The sequence below is a fragment of the Termitidicoccus mucosus genome, from assembly GCF_038725785.1.
In the GTDB taxonomy this organism is placed as follows: Bacteria; Verrucomicrobiota; Verrucomicrobiia; order Opitutales; family Opitutaceae; genus Termitidicoccus; species Termitidicoccus mucosus.
This window is the reverse complement of the sequence record NZ_CP109796.1, coordinates 2,095,527-2,119,483: the sequence shown is the minus strand read 5'-3', so window position 1 is coordinate 2,119,483 and position 23,957 is coordinate 2,095,527. Positions and strand designations below refer to the sequence as shown.

Annotated in this window: 9 protein-coding genes (1 of these 9 only partly in view); 3 read left to right on the top strand and 6 right to left on the bottom strand. The window is 67.0% G+C overall.

Annotated features, from left to right (window positions below):
* Positions 1-18 precede the first annotated feature (18 nt).
* From OH491_RS28125 to tnpC (OH491_RS07130), 3 genes are all read left to right on the top strand, one after another.
* A complete protein-coding gene (locus OH491_RS28125; protein ID WP_425429190.1) occupies positions 19-507 on the top strand; it encodes a transposase in 489 nt (162 codons plus the stop codon).
* Positions 471-833: an IS66 family insertion sequence element accessory protein TnpB gene (gene tnpB, locus OH491_RS07135; protein ID WP_084442426.1), complete on the top strand. Its 363-nt coding sequence runs from the start codon at positions 471-473 to the stop codon at positions 831-833. Before OH491_RS28125 ends, tnpB (OH491_RS07135) begins: the two co-directional genes overlap by 37 nt.
* Before the next feature lie 110 nt (positions 834-943).
* On the top strand, positions 944-2,404 hold the full coding sequence (gene tnpC, locus OH491_RS07130) for an IS66 family transposase (protein WP_342751076.1): 1,461 nt from the start codon (positions 944-946) through the stop codon (positions 2,402-2,404).
* A 334-nt stretch (positions 2,405-2,738) separates the two neighbouring features.
* Here tnpC (OH491_RS07130) and OH491_RS07125 read toward each other — a convergent pair whose 3' ends face one another.
* The 6 genes from OH491_RS07125 to OH491_RS07100 form a co-directional block, all read right to left on the bottom strand.
* Positions 2,739-2,891, bottom strand: a complete 153-nt coding sequence (locus OH491_RS07125) for a hypothetical protein (RefSeq protein WP_334319512.1) — start codon at positions 2,889-2,891, stop codon at positions 2,739-2,741.
* 268 nt (positions 2,892-3,159) lie between these two features.
* A complete protein-coding gene (gene tnpC / locus OH491_RS07120; protein WP_068771703.1) occupies positions 3,160-4,689 on the bottom strand; it encodes an IS66 family transposase in 1,530 nt (509 codons plus the stop codon).
* A 45-nt stretch (positions 4,690-4,734) separates the two neighbouring features.
* Positions 4,735-5,097 (bottom strand): IS66 family insertion sequence element accessory protein TnpB, encoded by a 363-nt coding sequence (gene tnpB / locus OH491_RS07115; RefSeq protein ID WP_084442426.1) that lies wholly within the window; start codon positions 5,095-5,097, stop codon positions 4,735-4,737.
* A gap of 1 nt (position 5,098) precedes the next feature.
* Positions 5,099-5,551: an IS66 family insertion sequence element accessory protein TnpA gene (tnpA, locus tag OH491_RS07110; RefSeq protein ID WP_068771702.1), complete on the bottom strand. Its 453-nt coding sequence runs from the start codon at positions 5,549-5,551 to the stop codon at positions 5,099-5,101.
* A 55-nt stretch (positions 5,552-5,606) separates the two neighbouring features.
* Positions 5,607-5,783, bottom strand: a complete 177-nt coding sequence (locus OH491_RS07105) for a hypothetical protein (RefSeq protein WP_334319513.1) — start codon at positions 5,781-5,783, stop codon at positions 5,607-5,609.
* A 12-nt stretch (positions 5,784-5,795) separates the two neighbouring features.
* Positions 5,796-23,957, bottom strand: the 3' portion of a protein-coding gene (locus OH491_RS07100; RefSeq protein ID WP_342750933.1) for an autotransporter-associated beta strand repeat-containing protein. 14,580 nt of this gene lie beyond the right edge of the window; 18,162 of the gene's 32,742 nt are visible here — the last part of the coding sequence; its start codon lies off the right edge, out of view — the gene reads right to left on this strand; its stop codon occupies positions 5,796-5,798.

Genomic DNA, 23,957 nt, shown 5'->3' with positions numbered 1-23,957 from the left:
GAGTGATAAAGTGAGTGGATGGACACACAATCAGGACCGAAGAACGGGCAGGAGGGGAACGAGGCGGAGTCGCTTGCGACGAGGCCGTCCGGGGCATTGGGGATGCCGGAGGGAACGGAGGAGGTGGAGCTGATGGAGGACGGGGCGAAGGACCGGCTGGGGAGGATGAGGCTGACTGAGAGGAGGAAGGAGGAGCTGGTGGAGGAGTATCGTGCGAGCGGGCAGAGGGTGAGTGATTTTGCGAGGCAAACCGGGGTGAACGAATCGACGCTGAGGCACTGGCTGAAGGAGCGCCCGCCCGGGCCGGAGGAGGAAGGCGAAGTTTGCGGAGTTGCGGGTGAAGGGGGCGGAGGCGGTGGAGTATGCGAGGGGCCTGAGCGTGACGCTGCCCGGGGGAGTGGTGGCCAGGGGAGAGGATGCGGGGAGGCTGGGGGCGTTGGTGAGGGCGCTGATGGGAGGAGGGAGTTGAGATGGGACTGCCGCAAGTGGGGCTGCCGGAAGGCTTGAGGATCTACGTGGCGGTGGAGCCGGTGGACATGAGAAAGCAATACGAGGGATTGTGGGCGATGGCGAGCGGACACCTCGGGCTCGATCCGAAGGACGGGGCGCTGTTTGTGTTCACGAACAAAAGCCGGGACCGGGTCAAGCTGTTGCACTATGACGGCACGGGCGTGTGGGTGCTGGCGAAACGGCTGGAGGCAGGCCGGTTCAGCTGGCCGGTGACGGCGGAGGGCGGGAAGAACAAGGTGGTGCTGGAGCCCTCGGCGCTGGCGTTGTTATTGGACGGGGTGGACTTGAAGAGGGGGATGAGAAAGGCGTGGTATGAGCGGTGAAAAAAGCGGGAACTTTTTTCGTATCCGTATGTTTGATACGGAGCCATGCCGCCACGAAGAACTGCCGCCGCCTACCTTGCGATTGAAAAGGGCGGGACGCCTTGCGGGCGGTGGTGGAGGATTTGAAGCGGCAGCTGGAATGGCTGCGGCGGCGGGTGTTTGGCGCGGGCCGCAGCGAGACGTTCGAGAGGCAGCAGTTGCTCTTGCAGCTCGGGGAGCTCGGGGCGCGGCTGGCGGAGCGGGCGCACCGGCAGCAGGTGAGCTACGAGCGCAAGGTGCCGGAAAAGAAAGCCGCGGCGGCGGACATCTATGCGAGGCTGCCGGTGAAGGAGACGGTGACCATCGAGCCGGAGGAGGTGAAGGCGCAGCCGGAGCAGTGGGAGAGAATCGGGGAGGAAAAAACCTTCGAGGTGGAGATAACGCCGCCGCGGATGTGGAAGCGGGAGATCATCCGGCCGAAGTACCGGAGCAGGGACGACCGGGAGCAGCCGCCGGTGGTGGCGCCCGCGCCGCCGCGCCCGGTGCCCGGAGGCCATGCGTCCGCCGGGCTGCTGGCGTGGGTGACGGTCTCGAAGTACCTCGATCATGCGCCTTTGTTCAGGCAGGAAAGGATGTTTGCGCGGCAGGGGGTGCCGATCCCGAGGGCGAACCTGTGCGAATGGATACGGATAACGGCGGAATGGGTGGAGCCGGTCTACCGGCTGATGCACGCCCGGCTGCTCGCGGGAGACTACCTGCAGGCCGACGAGACGCCGATCAAATGCCACGACGCGGACGCGGGCCGGGGGGCGGTGAGCCAGGGCTATCTGTGGCTGATCAGCCGGCCCGGAGGCGACGTGGTCTTCGACTGGAAGCTGTCGCGGCGGCACGGGGAACTGACCGGGTTGCTGGCGGAAAAGTTTAAAGGCGTGCTGCAATCGGACGGATACCCGGCCTACCTGGAGTATGCGAAAGAGCACCCCGGGGTGGTGAATGTCGGATGCTGGGCGCACGCGAGACGGCGGTTCGTGGAGGCGCAGGGGGAGGCGCCGCAAGCGGTGCGCGTGGTCTTGAAGCTGATCGGAGGGCTTTACCGGCTGGAACGCGAATGGGACCAGGCCGACGCGCAGGCCGGGCGGGAGCGCTCGCCGCCGCTGCGGGCGCGGTTGCGGCAGTTGCATTTTGCCCGCAGCCTCAAATGGCTGCACGCGCTGGCGGTGAAGTTGCGCAGCCGGCACCGGCCCAAGTCCGGCGTGGGCGCAGCCTGCGGCTATCTGCTGGCGCAATGGCCCGCGCTGGTCCGTCACACCGGGCACGGCCAGACCCGGCTGGACAACAACCTGGTCGAGAACGCCGTGCGCCCGACCAAGCTGGGTTTGAAAAACTGGCTGTTCATCGGGCATCCCGGAGCCGGGCAACGCAGCGCCATCCTTTACTCGATCATCGTCTCGTGCCTGCGGCACGGCATCGACCCGCTGGCCTACCTGCGCGACGTGCTCACCCGCCTGCCCGCCATGACCAACCAGGACGACCTGACGGCGCTGCTGCCTTCCAACTGGGGCAAACCCGCCGCTCCCGCCGGGCAGCCGTAATCGGCGCGGCCTCATCGCGGCCATGAGATGGCCCGCCCCCGGCACGCCGCCGCGTCACGCAACGGGGCCGGCGTGCCCGGTCCCGTGACGCAACGCAATCCTGCCGCCCGTTTCCGTGCCGCCCCGTAATCCCCTCCGTCACGGAAATCTCAATTTATCTTTGCGCTCCGTCACGCACTGCCGCGCAATCCGCTCCTGTCAAGGGGGGCGCCAAACTGACGCTTACGTATTTTTGGAGGGACAGCCCGGAAGCCGTCCCTCCATTTGCGAAATTCAATCTCCTCGAAAAACCGGCATCATTGGAATGCGGAATGCACCGCCTGCGCGGTTGCCCTCATGGGCACGGTGCGTTGCGGTTTGGGCGTCCGAGGATGGAGAGGTCTTCCGGCGGGACGCATCTGCCGCCGCCCGTCTGCATCCGCAGCCCGACGAATTCTTCCTCGTCGAGTTCGAGCGTGGGGATTTCCTTCAAAACGGAATCGAGCACCCGCGCCCGCGCCTGATAATACAAACCCCTTCTGGCATAAACGTAAGCGTCAGTTTGGCGCCCCCCTTGACAGGAGCGGATTGCGCGGCAGTGCGTGACGGAGCGCAAAGATAAATTGAGATTTCCGTGACGGAGGGGATTACGGGGCGGCACGGAAACGGGCGGCAGGATTGCGTTGCGTCACGGGACCGGGCACGCCGGCCCCGTTGCGTGACGCGGCGGCGTGCCGGGGGCGGGCCATCTCATGGCCGCGATGAGGCCGCGCCGATTACGGCTGCCCGGCGGGAGCGGCGGGTTTGCCCCAGTTGGAAGGCAGCAGCGCCGTCAGGTCGTCCTGGTTGGTCATGGCGGGCAGGCGGGTGAGCACGTCGCGCAGGTAGGCCAGCGGGTCGATGCCGTGCCGCAGGCACGAGACGATGATCGAGTAAAGGATGGCGCTGCGTTGCCCGGCTCCGGGATGCCCGATGAACAGCCAGTTTTTCAAACCCAGCTTGGTCGGGCGCACGGCGTTCTCGACCAGGTTGTTGTCCAGCCGGGTCTGGCCGTGCCCGGTGTGACGGACCAGCGCGGGCCATTGCGCCAGCAGATAGCCGCAGGCTGCGCCCACGCCGGACTTGGGCCGGTGCCGGCTGCGCAACTTCACCGCCAGCGCGTGCAGCCATTTGAGGCTGCGGGCAAAATGCAACTGCCGCAACCGCGCCCGCAGCGGCGGCGAGCGCTCCCGCCCGGCCTGCGCGTCGGCCTGGTCCCATTCGCGTTCCAGCCGGTAAAGCCCTCCGATCAGCTTCAAGACCACGCGCACCGCTTGCGGCGCCTCCCCCTGCGCCTCCACGAACCGCCGTCTCGCGTGCGCCCAGCATCCGACATTCACCACCCCGGGGTGCTCTTTCGCATACTCCAGGTAGGCCGGGTATCCGTCCGATTGCAGCACGCCTTTAAACTTTTCCGCCAGCAACCCGGTCAGTTCCCCGTGCCGCCGCGACAGCTTCCAGTCGAAGACCACGTCGCCTCCGGGCCGGCTGATCAGCCACAGATAGCCCTGGCTCACCGCCCCCCGGCCCGCGTCCGCGTCGTGGCATTTGATCGGCGTCTCGTCGGCCTGCAGGTAGTCTCCCGCGAGCAGCCGGGCGTGCATCAGCCGGTAGACCGGCTCCACCCATTCCGCCGTTATCCGTATCCATTCGCACAGGTTCGCCCTCGGGATCGGCACCCCCTGCCGCGCAAACATCCTTTCCTGCCTGAACAAAGGCGCATGATCGAGGTACTTCGAGACCGTCACCCACGCCAGCAGCCCGGCGGACGCATGGCCTCCGGGCACCGGGCGCGGCGGCGCGGGCGCCACCACCGGCGGCTGCTCCCGGTCGTCCCTGCTCCGGTACTTCGGCCGGATGATCTCCCGCTTCCACATCCGCGGCGGCGTTATCTCCACCTCGAAGGTTTTTTCCTCCCCGATTCTCTCCCACTGCTCCGGCTGCGCCTTCACCTCCTCCGGCTCGATGGTCACCGTCTCCTTCACCGGCAGCCTCGCATAGATGTCCGCCGCCGCGGCTTTCTTTTCCGGCACCTTGCGCTCGTAGCTCACCTGCTGCCGGTGCGCCCGCTCCGCCAGCCGCGCCCCGAGCTCCCCGAGCTGCAAGAGCAACTGCTGCCTCTCGAACGTCTCGCTGCGGCCCGCGCCAAACACCCGCCGCCGCAGCCATTCCAGCTGCCGCTTCAAATCCTCCACCACCGCCCGCAAGGCGTCCCGCTCCTTTTCAATCGCAAGGTAGGCGGCGGGCAGTTCTTCAAGTGGCGGCATGGCTCCGTATCAAACATACGGATACGAAAAAAGTTCCCGCTTTTTTCACCGCTCATACCACGCCTTTCTCATCCCCCTCTTCAAGTCCACCCCGTCCAATAACAACGCCAGCGCCGAGGGCTCCAGCACCACCTTGTTCTTCCCGCCCTCCGCCGTCACCGGCCAGCTGAACCGGCCTGCCTCCAGCCGTTTCGCCAGCACCCACACGCCCGTGCCGTCATAGTGCAACAGCTTGACCCGGTCCCGGCTTTTGTTCGTGAACACAAACAGCGCCCCGTCCTTCGGATCGAGCCCGAGGTGTCCGCTCGCCATCGCCCACAATCCCTCGTATTGCTTTCTCATGTCCACCGGCTCCACCGCCACGTAGATCCTCAAGCCTTCCGGCAGCCCCACTTGCGGCAGTCCCATCTCAACTCCCTCCTCCCATCAGCGCCCTCACCAACGCCCCCAGCCTCCCCGCATCCTCTCCCCTGGCCACCACTCCCCCGGGCAGCGTCACGCTCAGGCCCCTCGCATACTCCACCGCCTCCGCCCCCTTCACCCGCAACTCCGCAAACTTCGCCTTCCCTCCCTCCGGCCCGGGCGGGCGCTCCTTCAGCCAGTGCCTCAGCGTCGATTCGTTCACCCCGGTTTGCCTCGCAAAATCACTCACCCTCTGCCCGCTCGCACGATACTCCTCCACCAGCTCCTCCTTCCTCCTCTCAGTCAGCCTCATCCTCCCCAGCCGGTCCTTCGCCCCGTCCTCCATCAGCTCCACCTCCTCCGTTCCCTCCGGCATCCCCAATGCCCCGGACGGCCTCGTCGCAAGCGACTCCGCCTCGTTCCCCTCCTGCCCGTTCTTCGGTCCTGATTGTGTGTCCATCCACTCACTTTATCACTCTCCTCGCTCCAATGGCAGGGGGGCGCCAAGCTGACGCTTACGCATAAACCACGCCCTTGATGATGATTCGGGCGCCGCTGGCCAGATGCCCGCGCACGATAAAGGAATACCGCGCCATGGGCAGCGAGTTGATCAGCACCGGCTCCCGCGCGCCCTCCCGCGGCGCGGGGTTTGGGTTCCGGCTCGCGCCGCCCGCTGTTTGCCCGGTTTCCATGACGGCCTTCGCTTACCAGAGGCGGCGGTAGCCGAGGTTGATGCTCCAGGGGCGCTCGTAGGCGGCGGCCCGGGCGTATTCGTAGTCCAGATACAACTGGCTGAGGTCGTTGACGCGGTAGCTCGCGCCAAAGCCAAACTCAACGCGCTTGCCGTCGAAGGCGGCCTGGAAGGTCTTGCCGTGGGCGGTGATGTCGCCGCCGGTGGAATCGACCGCCACGGCCGCGAACTTGCCGTAGGGATGCCACCGGCTGTCCTTCCACTGGCGGCCAAAGCGCACGAGCGCGCGGTATTGCCAGGTCGTGGAATCGTCCGCGCGCACCTTGATCGCGCGCTGGTCGGGAGTGGCGCGGGTGTCGTAGGCGGCGCGGCCCAGCCAGAGCGCCGAGGCTTGCGCGGCGGGTTCCAGCCACCAGCCGTCGGCGCGTTGCAGGCGGCGGCCCGCCTCCACCGACAGGCTCGCGCCTTTCGCGTTGTAGTCGGCGTGCGTCACCCGTCCGTTGGCGGCGCGGGCGTCGAACTTGTTTTTATACCGGTCGAAGCGTCCGACCGCGTCAACGAACCAGCCGTCCGTGCGCAGGAGCGTGGCGTAGGCGCCAACGCCCACGCTGCGGGTTTCGCCGGTGCCGGCGTTGTCGAACTTGCGGCTGACGCCGCCCATGTCGATGAAGCCGCCGAGGAGGTTCGCGCCGGTCTCGGTCTCGAAGGCCCGGTCAAGGCCGGCGGTCATGCCGTAGCCGTGCTGCTCGAAGGTCATGCCGGAGACGCGGTTCGCGGCGTCGAGGCGGTAGCCGCGCGAGCGCACCCAGACGTTGCCTAATGCGGAATTCGGATTGCGGATTGCGGAATCGGGCGCGGACAGGTTTTCGGCGCGGATGTCGCCGAGGCGCAGGTGGAGGCTGTCGAGCGCGGCGGCCCAGTCGAGCGCGAGGGAGCTGGCGGTGCTGAGGATCGCGTCGGCGGTGTGGCTGAGTCCGGCGTCGGTCAGATACCACGTGTTCCGATTCGGGATGTAGGCGCTGCCGTCGCCGCGAAGCAGTTCGAGGGTCGTGAGCGCGGTCTCGATGCGGCCTCCGTCGAGGTTAAACACGGTCAGCGAGCCGGCCGTGCCGGTTCCGATGAGCGGCACCGCGAGGTTCACAATGGAGGGCTCGGTGCCGTTGATCTCGACGTGGACGGTGTGCGCGCCCGTGCTGCTGCCGGTGATGCTGAGGTGGTTGGCGATCACGCCGGCGGGGTTCACGCCGGTGACGGCGGCGGAGAGGTCGGCGTTCATGTGGATGTGGCCGGTGCTGTTGCCGAGGTTTTTGATGGTCGCGGTGCCGGTCGTGTTCGCGGCGGAGAAGGCGAGCGCGCCGCCGTTCATGTTCAGCGTGCCGAAGTTGTGGCCGGTGCTGCCGAGGACGAGCGCGGCGTTCGCGTTGAGCGTGGTGTTTTCGATGCCGTAGGCGATGGCGGCGGGGTTGCCGAGGAACAGGACGCTGTTGGTCACGTGGTGCGTGCCGGCGCCGGAGAGCGCGTTTTGCAGCGTGCCGGTGACGTTGAGGTGCTCAAGGGCGGCGCCGGCGGCGACGCCGATCGCGGCGGTGCCGAGGGCGTCGATGCGCGTCGCGATCACGCGGCCCGAGGCGACCGTGCCCGTGCCGGTGAAGCCGGCGCTCGACTGGCCGAGGGTCACCGTGCCGGTGTTGATTTTTTGGAAGAGGCCGGTGCCGGCGAGGGTGTTTTTCAACTCGCCGGAGGCGGGCGCGGCCACGTCCACGGTCAGCGTGCCGTCGAGCGTGATGGCCGAGGCGCCGAGCGCGTCAACGCCGGTGATGCGCGCGGTCGCGGGGGTGTTGATGATGGTGGCCGCGGTGTAGGCTGTGTTCGCGCTGGTGATGGCGAGCGTGCCGCCGGCGAGGGTGAGCGCGCCGGGGGCGGCGCCGGCAAGGTGGCCGTCGATCTGGCCGCCGTTCTGGATGGTTTGCGCGTGGGCGGCGAGGTCGAAGGCGCCGGGGAGGTCGAAGGCGCCGGGGAGGTTAATGTTCAACTCCTCGGTGTAGCCGAGCGCGTGGTCCGCGCCGGCGACGACGGTGCCGGTCAGGATCGTGCTGGTGCCGGTGTAGGTGTTGCCCGCGCTGGTCAGGACGAGCGTCGAGCCGGTCGCGTAGGTGACACTGCCGTCGCCGGTGATCGCGGCGGCGAGGGTGTTGTCATCGGCGGTCGTCGCGTCGAGCGCGAGGGTCGTGCCGGTTTTGACGTTCAGCTCGCGGAGGACGTAATCGTAATAAAGGCCGGCGGCGGGCGCGCCGGAGGTCGTGGCGCTGGCGGTCATGGCCGCGTAATCATAGCGGGCAAGGACGTTGCCGTAGTCGATGATCTGGCCGTTCGAGAGCGCGGTGCCATCGGCTTTTTTGATGTCGATTTGAACCGGGGCTGTTTCGACGAGCGTGTCGGCGGCGACGAGGAGCGTGGCGTTCTCACCCAGCGTGTCCTGGTCGAGGAAGTTTTTGTTGACGTCGGCGGGGGCGACGGTGCCGCTGGTGTAGTTCTCGAAAACCACCGTGCTGGAGAGGTCGCTGATGGAGAGCGCGCCGGTGTTCAAGACCTCGACGGGGTCGACGCCGTTCATCGGGATCCAGAGCGCGCCGCCGTTGAGCGTGAGGCCGTGCAATTTGTTCGTGCCGGAGTGTGTGTAAAGTTCGCCGGCGGGGTTGAGATGGAGGGTCGCGTTCGCGAGCACCGCGTCGTTTTGCGCGGCGCCGAGGTGCAGCGTCGTGCTGTCGAGCGTCACCGTGCCGGTGAACGCCGCGCCGACAAGGCCGTCGAACTCGAACGTGGAGGCAGTGTTCGCGGCGAGCACGCCGTTGCCGGCGAGCGCGTGGACGAAGGTCGTCGCGGTCGTCGCGAGTTTGCCGGAGGAAGCGATGTTCACGGAGGCCGTCGCGCCGCCGATGTTGTCGTTGGTGGTGATCGAGGCGGTGCCGGTGCCCGCGATGGCGAGCGTGCCGGTGAAGCCCGTGTTTGTCCCGGTGATCGCGACGTCGTCGGTGACGCGCGTCACGCCGGCACCGCTGATGGTATTTTCAAATGTGCCGGTCGCGGCGAGGTCGAGGGCAGCGTTGTTTTCGACGCCTCCCGCCGTGCCCACGCCGTCGAGGTCGGCGAGCGTCAGCGTGCCGCCAACGATGGCGGTCGCGCCGGTGAACGCGTTGCTCCGGCTGATCGTCAGGTTGCCGGCGTTTTCTTTGATCAACGTGCCGGAGCCGCCGAGGTCGTTCGCGAGGTCTTCATTGCCGGCGTTGGCCAGGGTGAGGACGCCGTTGTCAACGATGGCCGCGCTGCCGAGATTCGCGGTGCCGCTCGCACTGAGCGCGGTGGCGGCGGCGATGTTCCACTCGCCGGAGAGCGTGTTCGCGGCGGTGAGGGCGACGCTGGAGGTGCTGACGAGCGAAACGGTGCCGGTGCCGGCGATGGTTTTGGCGAGCGCGCCGGTGGCACTGGTGAGCGTGACGAGGCCGGTCACGTCGAGCGTGCCCGCGCCGCCCAGTCCCTGCGTGCTGTGCAGCGTCGTCGTGCCGGTGACGCCCGCGTTGGCGCTGAAGGCTGCGTTGGTGCTGGTGATGTCAACGGTTCCCGCGAGTCCGAGGCTGCCCGAGCCGGCGAGGGTCCCGTCGATCCGGCCTCCGCCGATGGTCTGCGTTTTGCCGTTCAGGTCGTAGGCGGCGGTGCTTGAGATCGCGAGCCATGAGGTGTGGCCCAATGCGTTGTTCGCACCGGAAACGAGGGTGCCGCTGGTCACGAGGGTCGTGCCGGTGTAAGTGTTGCCGGCGTTGTTGAGCGTGATCGCGCTGCTTGCGCTGATTTGCAGGCTGCCGGCGCCGCTGATGAGCGCGTGCAATTCATCCGCGCCAAGCGGGTTGGCCAGGTCGCCGTTGAGCACCGTGGTCTGGCCGGCGAGCAGTTCCAACGCGACCAGGTCGTAGCCCAGCCACAGGCCGCTGCCGCTCACCGTCGCGGCAAAGTTGTAGGTGCCACTCGCGGTGGTCGCGCTGTTTTGCACGATGTCGCGCTGCGTGGCGTTGGTGAGTTGCGCGCCGGTTTGGTCAACGAGGTTGCTGCCGCTGACCTGGGTCGCGCCGGTGTGCGTGGCCGAGGCGATGAGCTGGATGTCGCGTTGCTCGTCCTGCTGCAAGAGCGGGAGGGTTTGGTTGAAGCTGCCCGTGTCCACCATCACCACCGTCGAGCCGCTCAGCGCGAGCGTGCCGGTATTGATGACGCCCTCCGCCGCCGTGCCGCTCGCGTCCAAGGTGAAGGCGATGGTGCCGCTGCTGAGCGTCAGGTTGCCGACTTGCTGCGTGCCGGTGGCGACGGTCGTCTTGTTGTTCGTGTCGATGTTGAGCGTCGCGTTGACGAGGTTGCCGCCGCCCAGGGTGAAGGTGTTGTTTTGCAGTTGCACCGTGCCGGTGAAGGCCGTGCCTGTCGCCGTGCCGAAACCGAAAGTGCCGGAGTTGCCGGCGAGCAGGTTGCCCGCGCCGGTGAGCTGCTGGTTGAATTCGTAATCGCCGCCCATGCCGACGAGCGCAAGGTTGCCGCCGCTGGCGATGGCGACTCGCGCCGTGCCGCTTGCGCCGAGGTTTTGCTGGCTGGTCATCGTGCCGCTGCCGGTCACGTTCCACGCTCCGGTGAAGCTGTTGTTCGTGCCGGTGACGGCCACGCCCGCGCCGCTGAGTTGCGCGGTGCCCGTGCCCATGGTGTTGTTCGCAAAAGTGCCGGTGAGCGCGAGGTCGAGCACGCCGGTTATAGCCGCGGTGCCGGTGCCGATGGCGTTTTGCGCGGCGAGCGAGAGCGTGCCGGCGTTGACGAGCGTGTTGCCGGTGTAGGCGTTGCTGTGGGAAATGGTGACGGTGTTGCTGCCGGTCTTGACCAGGGTGCCCGCGCCGCTGATTGAGTTTTCAGTTTTCAGGGTCCAGTTTTCAGTGCCGGAGAGCACCAGCGTGCCGCTGTCGGCGACTTTGCCGGCGCCGAGACTATTCTCGCTGATGGCGATCAAGGCGCTGTTGTTGGCAATCGCCCACGTGCCGCTGAAGGCGCTGTTGCTGCCGCCGAGGACGACGCTGGAGGCGTTGGCCGCGGTGACGAGGCCGGTGCCGGAGATGGCGTTCAGGTTCGTGCCGCTCGCGGCGTTGAAGATGAGCGCGCCGTCGTCGGCAATCGCGCCGGTGCCGAGGCTGGCGACGTTGTTCGCGATCACCGTTGCCGCGTTGTTGATGCTGGCGCTGGCGGTGAGGGCGGTGTTGGCGTTGGTGATGGTCAGCGTGCTGCTTTGCACCACCAGTGCGCCGCTGCCGCTCAAGACGCCGTCGCTGGTGCTGCTGACCGCCGCGCCGGCGCGGTTGGTGCCGCTGATGGTCAGTGTGCCGCCGCCGATGCTGAGCTGGCCGCTGTTCGCCAGCGCGCCGACGGTTTGCGTTTTGCCGTTCACATTCACGCCGGTGGTGGACGTGATGGACAGCATGGACGTTTGGCCGAAGCCATTGTTGCTGTTCAAGCTCACCGTGCCGCTGACCACGCTGGTCGTGCCGGTGTAGTCGCTGGCCGCGCCGCCGACGAAATAGTTGCCGGTGCCGCTCATGATGAAGCCGCCGCTGCCGGTCAGCTTCGCGGTCAGCGTGTTGGCGGTGTCTTGCGTGCCCGCATTGCTGACGGTCACGTTGGTGCCGGTGTTCGCCTTCAACTCGACCAAGCCGAAGCTCAAATACAAGCCTTTCGTGCCGCCGGTGCTCACGATTTGCCCGGCGTAGTCGTAGGTCGCCGTGCCGCTGATGCCGCCGTTTTCCTGAATGCCCGTCAAGTTCGGGTTGCCGATGGAGTTGCCATTAAAATCCTGCAAGGCGAGCAACTGCCCCGCATCGCTGACGCTGCCGGTGGCGGTGACCAACGCCTGATAAATCGCGCCGGTGTCGTGGTGGAAGAAGTCGGTGCCGTTCGGGACGCTGCCGCTCACGAAGGTGCCTTTGTCAAGCTGAACCACGCTGCCGCCGGGCGCGGACAGGTCGCCGACGGTCAGCGTGCCCACGGGCCGCGTGGCGTCGGTCATGTTGAGTTGCAGCACGCCGCCGTCGAAGGCCAGGCCGCCGAGGTAATAGGTGCCGCTGCCGATGAGTGTGCTGCCGCTCGCGCCGAGCGTCAGCGTCGCGTTTTTCATGATGCCGGTGCCGCTGGTCGCGCTGTTGTTCACTCCCGCCGCCACGTGGTCGAGTTGGAAGAAGCCGCGTTGCACATCCACCGCGCCGTTGAACGCATTGGCGCTGGTCGCGGATTGCGCGAAGGAGAACGTGCCGCTCAAGTCCGCGACCAAGGTGCCGCTGCCCCACACTTCATTGGTGAAATTCCAGTTCGCCGCGCTGACGGTGAGTTTGCCGCCCGCGAGGTTAACCTTGCCCGCGCCCAAATTGGTTTGCGCGCCGACCGTGCCGCTGCCGGTCACCTGCCAGTTGGCCACCGTGTTGCTGCCGGTGAGGTTCACGTTGCCGCTGACTTTCGCCGTGCCGCTGCCAATGGTGTTGTTCGCGTAATTGCCTGTCAGCCCCAGGTCGAGCACGCCGGTCACGCTGGCCGTGCCGCTGCCGATGGCGTTGGTCGCGGTCAGTCGCAGCGAGCCGCTGTTGACGTAGGTGTTGCCGGTGTAGTTATTCGCGTGGCCAATCGTGACGGTGTTGGCGTCTTCTTTCACCACGACGCCCGCGCCGCTGATGGTGTTGGTCGTGTTCAGCGCGTAACTGCCCGCGCCGCCCAGTTTCAGCGTGCCGCTGCCGGCGACTTTGCCGTCGCCCAGACTGTCGGCGCTGACCGCTTTGAAGGCGCTGTTGTTGGCAATCGCCCACGTGCCGGTGAAGCCGCTGGCGTTGCCGCCCAAAACCACGTTCGCGGCGTTGGTCGCGCTGACGGTGCCCGCGCCGCTAATGGTGTTCTGGTTCGTGCCGGTCGCGGCGTCGAAGGCGAGGACGCCGCTGTCGGTGATGTTTCCAGTGCCGAAGCTGTTGGCTTGGTTCAGCGTCAGCGTCGCGGAAGTGGCGACGCTGCCGGTCGCGGTCAGCGCGGTGTTGGCGTTGGTGATGACCAGATTGTTGCCGGTGACGTTCAGCGCGCCCGCGCCGCTGAGCGTGCCGCTGCTGGTGCCGCCGTTGCTCACGGCCAGCGTGCCGCTGTTGAAGAGCAGCGTGCTGCCCGCGCTGCCGCTGAGGGCGCCGACGGTTTGGGTTTTGCCGTTCAGGTCAAGGGACGCGGGGGACGCAAGGGACGCAAGGGACGTGCTGCCCAAGGCGCTGTTGGTGCCAAGCACCACGGCGCCGCCGGTGATGAAGGTCGTGCCGGTGTAGGTGTTCACGTTGTTCAGCGTGATGGTGCTGGTCGCGGCGAGTTGCAGGTTGCCGTTGCCGCTGATGAGGGCGTGGAATTCGTTGCCTTGCGGCGGCGAGGCGGTGTCGCTGCTGAGCAAGGTCGTGTAACCGGCGTTCAGGTTCAGCGCGGTCAGCACGTAGCCCAGCGTGATGTCGCCGGTGGCGAAGCTGCCGCTGAAATTGTAGGTGCCGGTGGCGACGGTGTTGCCGCTCTGCACAATGTTCTGGCTGACGCCGCTGCCGAGCGCGCTGCCGTTTTGGTCAACGAAATTCAAGCTGCCGCTGCCGGTCGCGCCGTCCACCAGCAAAATGGCTTTGCCCTCGTCCTGCTGCAAGAGCGGCAGGGAGTTGGTGCCGAAGCTGGCCAGGTTCACCTGGATGATGGTGCTGGTGCCGCTGACGGCGCCAGTCTTGATGACGCCTTCCGCCGCCGTGCCGCTGCTGGCGATGTTGAACGCCAGCGTGCCCGCGCTCAGCGCGAGGTTGCCGACCGTTTGCGTGCCGGTGGCGACGGTGGTTTTGTTATTCGCGTCCACGTTCAGCGTGGCGTTTTGCAAATTCGAGCCGCTGAGGGTGAAGGTGTTGCTCTTCAACTGCAATGTGCCGGTGAACGCACTGCCGGTCGCCGCGCCGAGGCCAAAGGTGCCGGTGTTTTGCATCAGCAGGTTGCCCGCGCCGGTCAAGGCTTGGTTGAACTCGTAATCGCCGCCCATGCCGACGAGCGACAGGTCGCCGCCGCTGGCGATGTTCACTTTCGTCGTGCCGCTGGCGCCCAAATTATTTTGCGCGGTCATCGTGCCGCTGCCGGTGACGTTCCATGTGCCGGTGAAGGCGCTGTTGGTGCCGCTGATGCTGACCCCGCTGGCGGTGATGGCGTTGACCGCCGTGGTCGTGCCGCTGATGTTGTTCGCGTAGCTGCCGGCGCCGTTTAAGTCGAGGCCGGCGTTGTTCACCACGTTGCCCGTGCCGATGCCTTGCAGGTTCGTCAACTTCAGCGTGCCCGCGTTGATGAGCGTGTTGCCGGTGTAGGTGTTGGCGTGGCCAATCGTGACGGTGTTGGCGTCTTCTTTCACCACCACGCCCGCGCCGCTGATGGAGTTGGTCGTGTTCAGCGCGTAGTTGGCCGCGCCGCCCAGTTTCAGCGTGCCGCTGCCGGCGACTTTGCCGTCGCCCAGACTGTCGGCGCTGACCGCTTTGAAGGCGCTGTTGTTGGCAATCGCCCACGTGCCGGTGAAGGCGCTGTTGCTGCCGCCGAGAATGACATTGGCCGCGTTGGTCGCACTGACCACGCCCGTGCCGCTGATGGTGTTGGCGTTGGTGCCGGTCGCGGCGTCGAAGGCGAGGACGCCGCTGTCGGTGATGTTTCCAGTGCCGAGACCCGCCACGTTTTGCAAGGTCGCCGTCGCGGTGGTGGCGATGCTGGTGCTCACCGTCAGCGCGGTGTTCGCGTTGGTAATGACCAGATTGTTGCCGCTGACGTTCAGCGCGCCCGCGCCGCTGAGCGTGCCGCTGCTGGCGCCGCCGTTGCTCACGGCCAGCGTGCCGCTGTTGAAGAGCAGCGTGCTGCCCGCGCTGCCGCTGAGGGTGCCGACGGTTTGGGTTTTGCCGTTGAGGTCAAGGGACGCGAGGGACGCAAGGGACAGCAGGGACGTGCTGCCCAAGGCGCTGTTGGTGCCAAGCACCACGGCGCCGCCGGTGATGAAGGTCGTGCCGGTGTAGGTGTTCGTGCGGTTCAGCGTGATGGTGCTGGTCGCGGCGAGTTGCAGGTTGCCCGCGCCGCTGATGCTCGCGTGGAACTCGTTGCCGAGCGCGGGGGCGGTCACGTCGCCGTTGAGCAGCGTCGTGAAGCCGCTGTTCAGGTTCAGCGCGGTCAGCACGTAGCCCAGCGTGATGTCGCCGGTGGCGAAGCTGCCGCTGAAATTGTAGGTGCCGGTGGCGACGGTGCTGCCGCTCTGCACAATGTTCTGGCTGACGCCGCTGCCGAGCGCGCTGCCGGCCTGGTCAACGAAATTCAAGCTGCCGCCGCCCGTCGTGCCGTCCACCAGCAGGATGCTTTTGCCTTCGTCCTGTTGCAACAAGGGCAGGAGGCTGTTCGAGCCGAGGTTGGCCAGGTTCACTTGAATCACCGTGCCGTTGCCGCTGACGGTGCCGGTCTTGATGACGCCTTCCGCCGCCGTGCCGCTGCTGGCGATGGTGAAGCCCAGCGTGCCGGCACTCAGCGTCAGGTTGCCGACCGTTTGCGTGCCGCTGCCGACCGCCGTGTAATTGTTCGCGTCGGGTTTCAGCGTCGCGTTGGCCAGCGCCAGCGTGTTGCCGCCGCTCAAGGCAAACTGGTTGTTCTGCAACGCCACGGTGCCGGTGAAGGCCGTGCCGGTCGCCGCGCCGAGGCCGAAGGTGCCGGTGTTGTTGACCAGCAAATTGCCCGCGCCGGTCAAGGCTTGGTTGAACTCGTAATCGCCGCCCATGCCGACGAGCGACAGGTCGCCGCCGCTGGCGATGTTCACTTTCGCCGTGCCGCTGGCGCCCAAATTATTTTGCGCGGTCATCGTGCCGCTGCCGGTGACGTTCCACGTGCCGGTGAAGGCGGTGTTGGTGCCGCTGATGCCGACCCCGCTGGCGGTGATGGCGTTGACCGCCGTGGTCGTGCCGCTGATGTTGTTCGCGTAGCTGCCGGCGCCGTTTAAGTCGAGGCCGGCGTTGTTCACCACGTTGCCCGTGCCGGTGCCTTGCAGATTCGTCAACTTCAGCGTGCCCGCGTTGATGACGCTGCCGCCGGTGTGGTTGTTGGCGTGGCTGATCGTGACGGTGTTGGCGTCTTCTTTCACCACCACGCCCGCGCCGCTGATCACATTCGTAATTTGTAATTCGTAATTCGTAATTCCTCCCAGTTTCAGCGTGCCGCTGTCATTCACTTTGCCGTCACCGAGGCTGGCGCTGCCGGTGGCTTTGAAGGCGCTGTTGTTGGCAATCGCCCACGTGCCGGTGAAGGCGCTGTTGCTGCCGCCCAAAACCACGTTCGCCCCGTTGGTCGCGCTGACGAGGCCCGCGCCGCTGATGGTGTTGGCGTTGATGCCGGTCGCGCCGTCGAAGGCCAGCGCGCCGCTGTCGGTGATCGCGCCGCGGCCGAGGCCGAGCACGTCGGTCACCACCACGGTCGCGCTGCCGCTGATGCTGGCGCTGACGAGCAGCGTGCCGTTCGTGCCGGTGACGGTCAGCGTGTTGCTTTGCACAATCAGCGCGCCGCTGCCGGCCAGCACGCCGCCGGCGGTGCTGCTTTGCGCGGTGCCGCTGAGGGTCAGCGTGCCGCTGTGGAAGTCCAGCGTGCCGCTGTTCGCCAGCGCGCCGACGGTTTGGGTTTTGCCGTTCAAATCGGCGGACGCGGTGGACGTGGTGGACAGCATGGACGTTTGGCCGAGGGCGTTGTTCGCGCCCAGGATCAGCGTGCCGCTGCTGACGGCGGTGCTGCCGGTGTAAGTGTTGGCGCCGTTCAGGGTGATGGCGGCGCTCGCGCTGATTTGCAGGTGGCCGCTGCCGCTCACTGCGGCGTGCAGTTCCGCGCCGCCGGTGATGAAGGCGGTGTCGTTGGTCAGCTCCGTCGTCCGGCCGGCGAGCAGGTTCAGGGTTTGCAGTTCGTATGCCAGCCACAGGCCGCTGCCGCTGACGTTCGCGCCAAAGTCGTAGGTGCCCAGCGCGGTGGTCGCGCTGCTTTGCACGATGGACCTGGTGCTGCTGCTGGTCAGTTGGTTGCCGTTTGCGTCGCGCAAATACTGGCTGCCCACCTGCCCCGCCGTGCCGGCCAGCGCGGTGCTGTTGATGAGTCGCAGCGTCTTGCCTTCGTCCTGTTGGAGCAACGGCAGCGCGGTGTTGAACGAGCCGGTGTCAACGATGAGATGCGTGCTGCCGCTGAAGGTCAGCGTCGCGGTGTTGACGATGCCCGCCGCCGCCGTGCCGCTGGCATCCAAGGTGAAACGGATGGTGCCGGTTTGCAAACTCAGGTTGCCGATGTTCTGCGTGCCGCTGCCGACCGCCGTGTGATTGCCGTCGCTGACGGTCAGCGTGGCGTTGCCCAGCGCCAGCGTGTTGGTGCCGCCGAGCGCGAACCGGTTGTTTTGCAGGATGACGCTGCCGGCGAAATTGGCGCCGGTCGCATTGCCGAGGCCGAAGGTGCCGGTGTTGTTGACCAGCAAATTGCCCGCGCCGGTCAAGGCTTGGTTGAACTCGTAATCGCCGCCCATGCCGGCGAGCGCGAGGGTGCCGCCGCTGGCGATGTTCACTTTCGCGCCGGTGGCGCCGCTCGCGCCGAGGTTTTGCTGGGCGGTCATCGTCGCGCTGGCGGCGGCGGCGATGTCCCAGAGGCCGGCGAACTGCGCGTTGCTGCCGGTGATCGCGATGGCTGTCGCGCCCGCGCGCGCGGTGCCGGTGCCGGCGGTGGCGTTCGCAAACGTGCCGGTGAAGGCGAGGCCGAGCACGCCGGTCACGCTGGCCGTGCCGGTGCCGATGGCGTTTTGCGCGGTGAGGCGCAGCGTGCCGGCGTTGACGAGCGTGTTGCCGGTGTAGTGGTTGCTGCCGGTGATGAGCAGCGTGCCCTCGCCGGCCTTGGTCAGCGTCCTGCCGTCCCAGCCGTTGCCATAACTCGCCGCGCCCATGGTGTCGCTCAGCGCGATGTCCACGGTGAAACTGGAGCCGCTGCCGATGGTGAACGCGCCGCCGCCGTTCGCCGCGTCCGCCAGCCAGCGCAGGCCGACGCCCAGCACGTAGCTGGTGCCGCTGGCGGTCTTGAACGCGCCGCCGTGCAGGTAATCCGGCAGCGCGGCGTTGATGGCGTTGTTGTTGGTGCCGTTCACCGTGATGGTCGCAAACGTGCCGCTGATGGCGCCGTTCGTCGCCGTAACCAAGTATTGCAAGGCGCTGTTAGTCACTGAACTGGCGGTCACATAGGTGCCGCTGAACTCGCCCGCGTTGGTCACTGACAGCGTGCCGCCGATGGTCGCCGATTTCGCGTAGATGAAGGCGTCGTTCGTCCCGCGCACGATGCCGCCGCCGCTGGCGCTGACGGTCAGCGCGGAGTTCTCGTTTTGCGCGTAAGCGCCGCTGACGGTGACGAGGCCGCTGCCGCTGATGTTGAGCGCCAGCGTGTTGCCGGGGTCGGCGGCCAGGGTCAGGTCGCCGCCCACCGCGAGCCGGCCGCTGTCGCTGAGGTTGATGCCGAGTTGTGAGTTGCCGTCGTAAGAGGCCGCAAACAATTCGCCCGCGACGGTCACCCGCCCGCTGCCGCTGAGGTTGAGCGCGGTCGTGCCGCTGTTTTCCGCAAACATGGTGAGGCCGCTGGCAAAACTCACGACGCCCCGGTCGGTCACCGTCAGCGCGGCCTCGCTGTTCTCCCAAGCGTAGAGCACGGCGTAGGTGGACAGGCTGTCCGTGGCGAGACTGCCGCTGTCCTTCACCGTCAGCGCGCTGTGGCCGCTTTCGCCGGTTTCCATGTTCAAGTAACCGGCGGTCACGCGGGCGCTGCCGCTGATGACGGCGGTGGCGGTGCCGGTGGACTCACCGGCCACATTGAACTGGCTGCCGCTGAGGATGACGGCGCTGTCCGTGGCGGTGAAGACGCCGTGGCCGCCGCCGATGGCGCCGACCGACAGGTGGGATGCCACGCTCCACACGCCGCTGCCGCTGACCATTGCCGTGCCGCCGTTAATGAGACCCGCCGCGCTGTTGTAAATGCCCGCCGCGCTGCCGCTGGTGGTGACCAGCAATTCGCCGCCGAGGACGCTGGTGGTGCCGCTGTAGTTGTTGCTCGCGCTCAGCGTCAGCGTGCCGGCGCCGAGTTTGGTGAGCGATTTGCCGTCCCAGCCGTTGTCATAACTGCCCGCGCCCAGCGTGTCGCTCAGCGCGATGTCCACGTTGAAACTGCTGCCGCTGCCGATGGTGAAGGCGCCGCCGCCGTTCGCCGCGTCCGCCAGCCAGCGCAGGCCGACGCCCAGCACGTAGCTGGTGCCGCTGGCGGTCTTGAACGCGCCGCCGTGCAGGTAATCCGGCAGCGCGGCGTTGATGGCGTTGTTGGCCGTGCCGTTGACCGTGATGGTCGCAAAGGTGCCGCTGATCACGCCGCCCGTCGCCGTCACCAAATAGTGCAGCGCGCTGTTCGCCACCGCGCTGGCCGTCGCGTAGGTGCCGCTGATGTTGGCCGCGTTGGTCACCGCCAGCGTCCCGCCGACCGTCGCCGAGTTCGCGTAAACAAAGGCGTCGTTCAAGCCGCGTCCCGCCGCGTCGAGCGTCAGCGTGCTTTGCGCGTTTTGCGAATAGGTGCCGGCGGCGGTGACGAGGCCGCTGCCGGCGACGGTCAGCGTGCCTTTGCCGCTCGCGCCGCTGATGGGCGGGTCGCCGCCGCCGAGATAGACGCTGGCGTCGGTCGCCAGCACGCCGCTGCCGCTGACCGTCACCGTGCCGGTGGTGTAGCCGTACATGCTGTGCGAGCCGCCGACGGTGACATTGCCGGCGGCATGAACCGTGCCGCTGTCGGTGATGTTCAACTTCGCGTTTTGGGTGCCGGCATAGCCGACCACGAGCCGCCCGCCGACCTCCAGCAGCGCGTTGTCGCCGACGCTGACCACGCCGCTGCCGCTGCTGACGTAGCTAATCCAGAAGTCGGAACCGACGCGGAGGCTGCCGCTGTCGGTGAGGTTGACCGCGCCCGCGCCGTAGTAACCGGCGATCATTTGCGTGGCACTGAACAGATAGCCGCTGTCGCTGACATTGATGACGCCGCTGCCGTTCGTGTAACCCGCGACCACCGACCAACTGCCGCCGCCGTTGATGCTGCCGCTGACGGTGCCGGTGACGTTCAACACGCCCGCGCCGTTGCTGCCGACGACGATGCCGGTGTAATTGTTGTCACCCGTCGCGTTGAGATACCCGCTGACGCTGACCGTGCCGCTCGTGCCCGCGCTGCCGCCGATGACGACTCGCGCCGTGCTGCCAGTCCAGCCGGTGATGTTCAGCGCGCCGCCGTCAACGGTCGTCGTGCCGCTGTAGGTGTTCGAGCCGCTGAGGATGACGGTGTTGGTGTCTTCCTTCAACACATTGCCGCTGCCGGTGATGGTGTTGGACACCGCGTAATCCACCGCGCCGCCCAGCGTCAGCTTGCCGTTGTCGCTGACCAGCCCGCTGCCGAGCGAGTTGGCCGAGATGGCTTTCAGCGCGCTGTCGGCGGCGATGGCCCATGTGCCGCTGAAGCCGCTGTTGGTGCCGCCGAGGATGACGTTCGCGGCGTTGGTCGCGGTGACGAGGCCCGCGCCGGAGATGGCGTTGGTGTTCGTGCCGGTCGCGGCGTTGAAGATGAGCGCGCCGTCGTCGGTAATCGCGCCGGTGCCGAGACTGGCGATGTTGTTCGCGATCACCGTTGCAGCGTTGTTGATCGTCGTGCTCGCGGTGAGGGCGGTGTTGGCGTTGGTGATGGTCAGCGTGTTGCTTTGCACGATGAGCGCGCCGGTCCCGCTCAGCGCGCCGTTGCTCACGCTGTTTTGCGCCGCGCCTGCCGCGCTCGTGCCGCTGATGGTGAGCGTGCCGCTGTTGAAGAGCAGCGTGCTGCCCGCGCTGCCGCTGAGGGCGCCGATGGTTTGGGTTTTGCCATTTAAATCAAGGGACGTTAAGGACGCAAGGGACAGCAGGGACGTGCTGCCCAAGGCGCTGTTGGTGCCAAGCACCACGGCGCCGCCGGTGATGAAGGTCGTGCCGGTGTAGGTGTTCACGTTGTTCAGCGTGATGGTGTTCGTCGCGGCCAGTTCCAGGTTGCCGCTGCCGCTGATGAGGGCGTGGAATTCGTTGCCTTGCGGCGGCGAGGCGGTGTCGCTGCTGAGCAAGGTCGTGTAACCGGCGTTCAAGTCCAGCGCGGTCAGCACGTAGCCCAGCGTGATGTCGCCGCTGGCGAAGCTGCCGCTGAAATTGTAGGTGCCGGTGGCGACGGCGTTGCCGCTCTGGACAATGTTCTGGCTGACGCCGCTGCCGAGCGCGCTGCCGTTTTGGTCAACGAAATTCAAGCTGCCGCCGCCCGTCGTGCCGTCCACCAGCAGGATGCTTTTGCCTTCGTCCTGTTGCAACAAGGGCAGGAGGCTGTTCGAGCCGAGGTTGGCCAGGTTCACTTGAATCACCGTGCCGTTGCCGCTGACGGCGCCGGTCTTGATGACGCCTTCCGCCGCCGTGCCGCTGCCGGCAATGTTGAACGCCAGCGTGCCCGCGCTCAGCGCGAGGTTGCCGACATTTTGCGTGCCGCTGCCGACGGTGGTTTTGTTGTCCGTGTCGATGTTGAGCGTCGCGTTGGCCAGCGGCAGTGTGTTGCTGCCACTGCTCAAGGCGAACCGGTTGTTCCGCAACGCCACGGTGCCGGTGAAGGCCGTGCCCATCGCGTTGCCGAAATTCAGCGTGCCGCTGTTGTTCACCAGCAAATTGCCAGCGCCGGTCAAGGCCTGGTTGAAGGTGTAATCGCCGCCGCCCATGCCGGTGAGCGCGAGGTTGCCGCCGCTGGCGATGTTGACTTTCGCGCCGGTGGCGCCGCTCGCGCCGAGGTTTTGCTGGGCGGTCATCGTCGCGCTGGCGGCGGCGGCGATGTCCCAAAGGCCGGCGAACTGCGCGTTGTTGCCGGTGATCGCGATGGCTGTCGCGCCCGCGCGCGCGGTGCCGGTGCCGGCGGTGGCGTTCGCAAACGTGCCGGTGAAGGCGAGGTCGAGCACGCTGGTTATGGTCGCGGTGCCGGTGCCGATGGCGTTTTGCGCGGTCAGGGCGAGCGTGCCGGCGTTGACGAGCGTGTTGCCGGTGTAGGCGTTGCTGTGGGAGATGGTGATCGTGTTCGCGTCCTCCTTCACGAGCGCGCCGGCGCCGGTGATGAGGTTCGCGGGGTTGAGCGTCCAATCCTGCGACGGCGCGGACGACGGCGCTCCGAGGACGAGCGTGCCGCTGTCGGCCACTTTGCCCGCGCCGAGGCTCGCGCTGCCGGTGGCTTTCAGCGCGCTGTCGGCGGCGATTTGCCACGTGCCGCTGAAGCTCGTGTTGGTGCCGCCGAGGATGACGTTGGAGGCGTTCGTCGCGGTGACGAGGCCCGCGCCGGCGATTTGTTTGGAGAGCGTGCCGGTTGAGCCGGCGAAGCGGACCGAGCCGGCGGATTCGACGGCGAGCGTGCCGGTGTTGCCGAGGGCGGAGACGTGGTTCGCGATGACGGTGGCCGCGCCGTTCACGGTCACGCTGGCGGCGAGGCCGCCGTTGCTGCCGCTGACGGTCAGCGTGTTGCTTTGCACGATGAGCGCGCCGCTGCCGCTGAGCGCGCCGTTGCTCACGCTGTTTTGCGGCGCGCCCGCCGCGCTCGTGCCGCTGATGGTGAGCGTGCCGCTGTTGAAGAGCAGCGTGCTGCCCGCGGCGCCGCTGAGCGCGCCGACGGTTTGGGTTTTGCCGTTCAGGTCAAGGGACGCAGGGGACGCAAGGGACGCATGGGACGTTTGGCCCAGGGCGTTGTTGGAGTAGAGGGCGAGGGTGCCGCTGATGACGCTGGTCGTGCCGGTGTAGTCGCTGTCGGCGGCCCCGATGTAATACCTGCCGGTGCCGCTCATCACGAAGCCGCCGGGGCCGGTCAGCTTCGCGGTCAGCGTGTTGGCGGTGTCCTGCGTGCCGGCGTTGTCCAGCATGACGGAGGTGCCGCTGTTCGCGTGAAGCTCGCGCAGCATGTAGGCGAGGAAAAGGCCCGTGCCGCTCGTCGCATCCTTCACGACCTGCGCGCCGTAGTCATAGGTGGCGGTGCCGCTGACGCCGCCGTTCTCGTTGATTTGTTTCTCCGTCGCGTCGCTGATGGGGCTGCCGCTGAAGTCGTAGAGGTCCATCTGCGCGCCCACGTCGGTCACGCTCCCGGTGGCGCGCACAATCGCGCTGTAGAGCGTGCCGCTGTCATGCCAGAAGAAATCCGCGCCGGAGAAGGTCGGGGCGCCGCCGTTGACGATGGTGGCGTTGTCGAGCGTGAGCTTGCCCGTGCCGGGCGCGGACAGGTCGCCGATGGTCAGCGCGCCCATGGGCCGCGTGGCGTCGATCATGTTCACTTTCAGGACGCCGCCGTCGAAGGTCAGGCCGCCGAGGTAATAGGTGCCGCTGTCGATGAGTGTGCTGCCGCTCGCGCCGAGGATGAGCGTGGCGTCGCGCATGACGCCGGTGCCGCTCGCCGGCGTGTTCGTGACGATGCCGGCGCTGATGTTGTCCAGCCGGAAGAAACCGCTCTCCATGTCCACCGCGCCGCTGAAGGCCGTCGCGTGCGTCGCGCTTTGCGCGAAGGCGAAGGTGCCGCCGCCGGTCAGATCCGCAGTCAGCGTGCCGTCGCCGGTCAGTCTGTTGGTGAAGGCCCAGTTCGCCGCGCTGACCGTGAGGTTGCCGTCGTCAATCGTCACCACCCCGTTGCCGAGGTTGGTTTGCGAGGTCACCAAGCCATTGCCGGTGACCAGCCAGCCGGCAATCGAGTTGCTGCCGGTGACGGCCACGCTGCCGCTGATGACAGCCGTGCCGCCGCCGCCCGTGTTGTTGGCGTAGGAACCGGTGCCGCTCAAATCCAGCACGCCGGCGGCGCCGGCGCTGACGGCGCCGCTGCCCGTGCCGTGCAGGTTTTGCAACCGCAGCGTGCCGCTGTTTACGCTCGCCCCGCCGCTGAAGTTGTTCGACGAGGTGACAATCAATGTGCCGGCATTGGAGGAAGTCACCGTCAGTGTCCTGCCGTCCCAGCCGGAGGCGTAGGTGACAAAGCTGTTGGTGTCGCTCAAGGTCGC

Bases quoted from the DNA above. Each gene is read 5' to 3' on its own strand.
- OH491_RS07105 (WP_334319513.1), bottom strand. From the start codon at position 5,783: ATGGAAACCGGGCAAACAGCGGGCGGCGCGAGCCGGAACCCAAACCCC.
- OH491_RS28125 (WP_425429190.1), top strand. From the start codon at position 19: ATGGACACACAATCAGGACCGAAGAACGGGCAGGAGGGGAACGAGGCG.
- tnpB (WP_084442426.1), bottom strand. From the start codon at position 5,097: ATGGGACTGCCGCAAGTGGGGCTGCCGGAAGGCTTGAGGATCTACGTG.
- tnpA (WP_068771702.1), bottom strand. From the start codon at position 5,551: ATGGACACACAATCAGGACCGAAGAACGGGCAGGAGGGGAACGAGGCG.
- tnpC (WP_068771703.1), bottom strand. From the start codon at position 4,689: ATGCCGCCACTTGAAGAACTGCCCGCCGCCTACCTTGCGATTGAAAAG.
- tnpB (WP_084442426.1), top strand. From the start codon at position 471: ATGGGACTGCCGCAAGTGGGGCTGCCGGAAGGCTTGAGGATCTACGTG.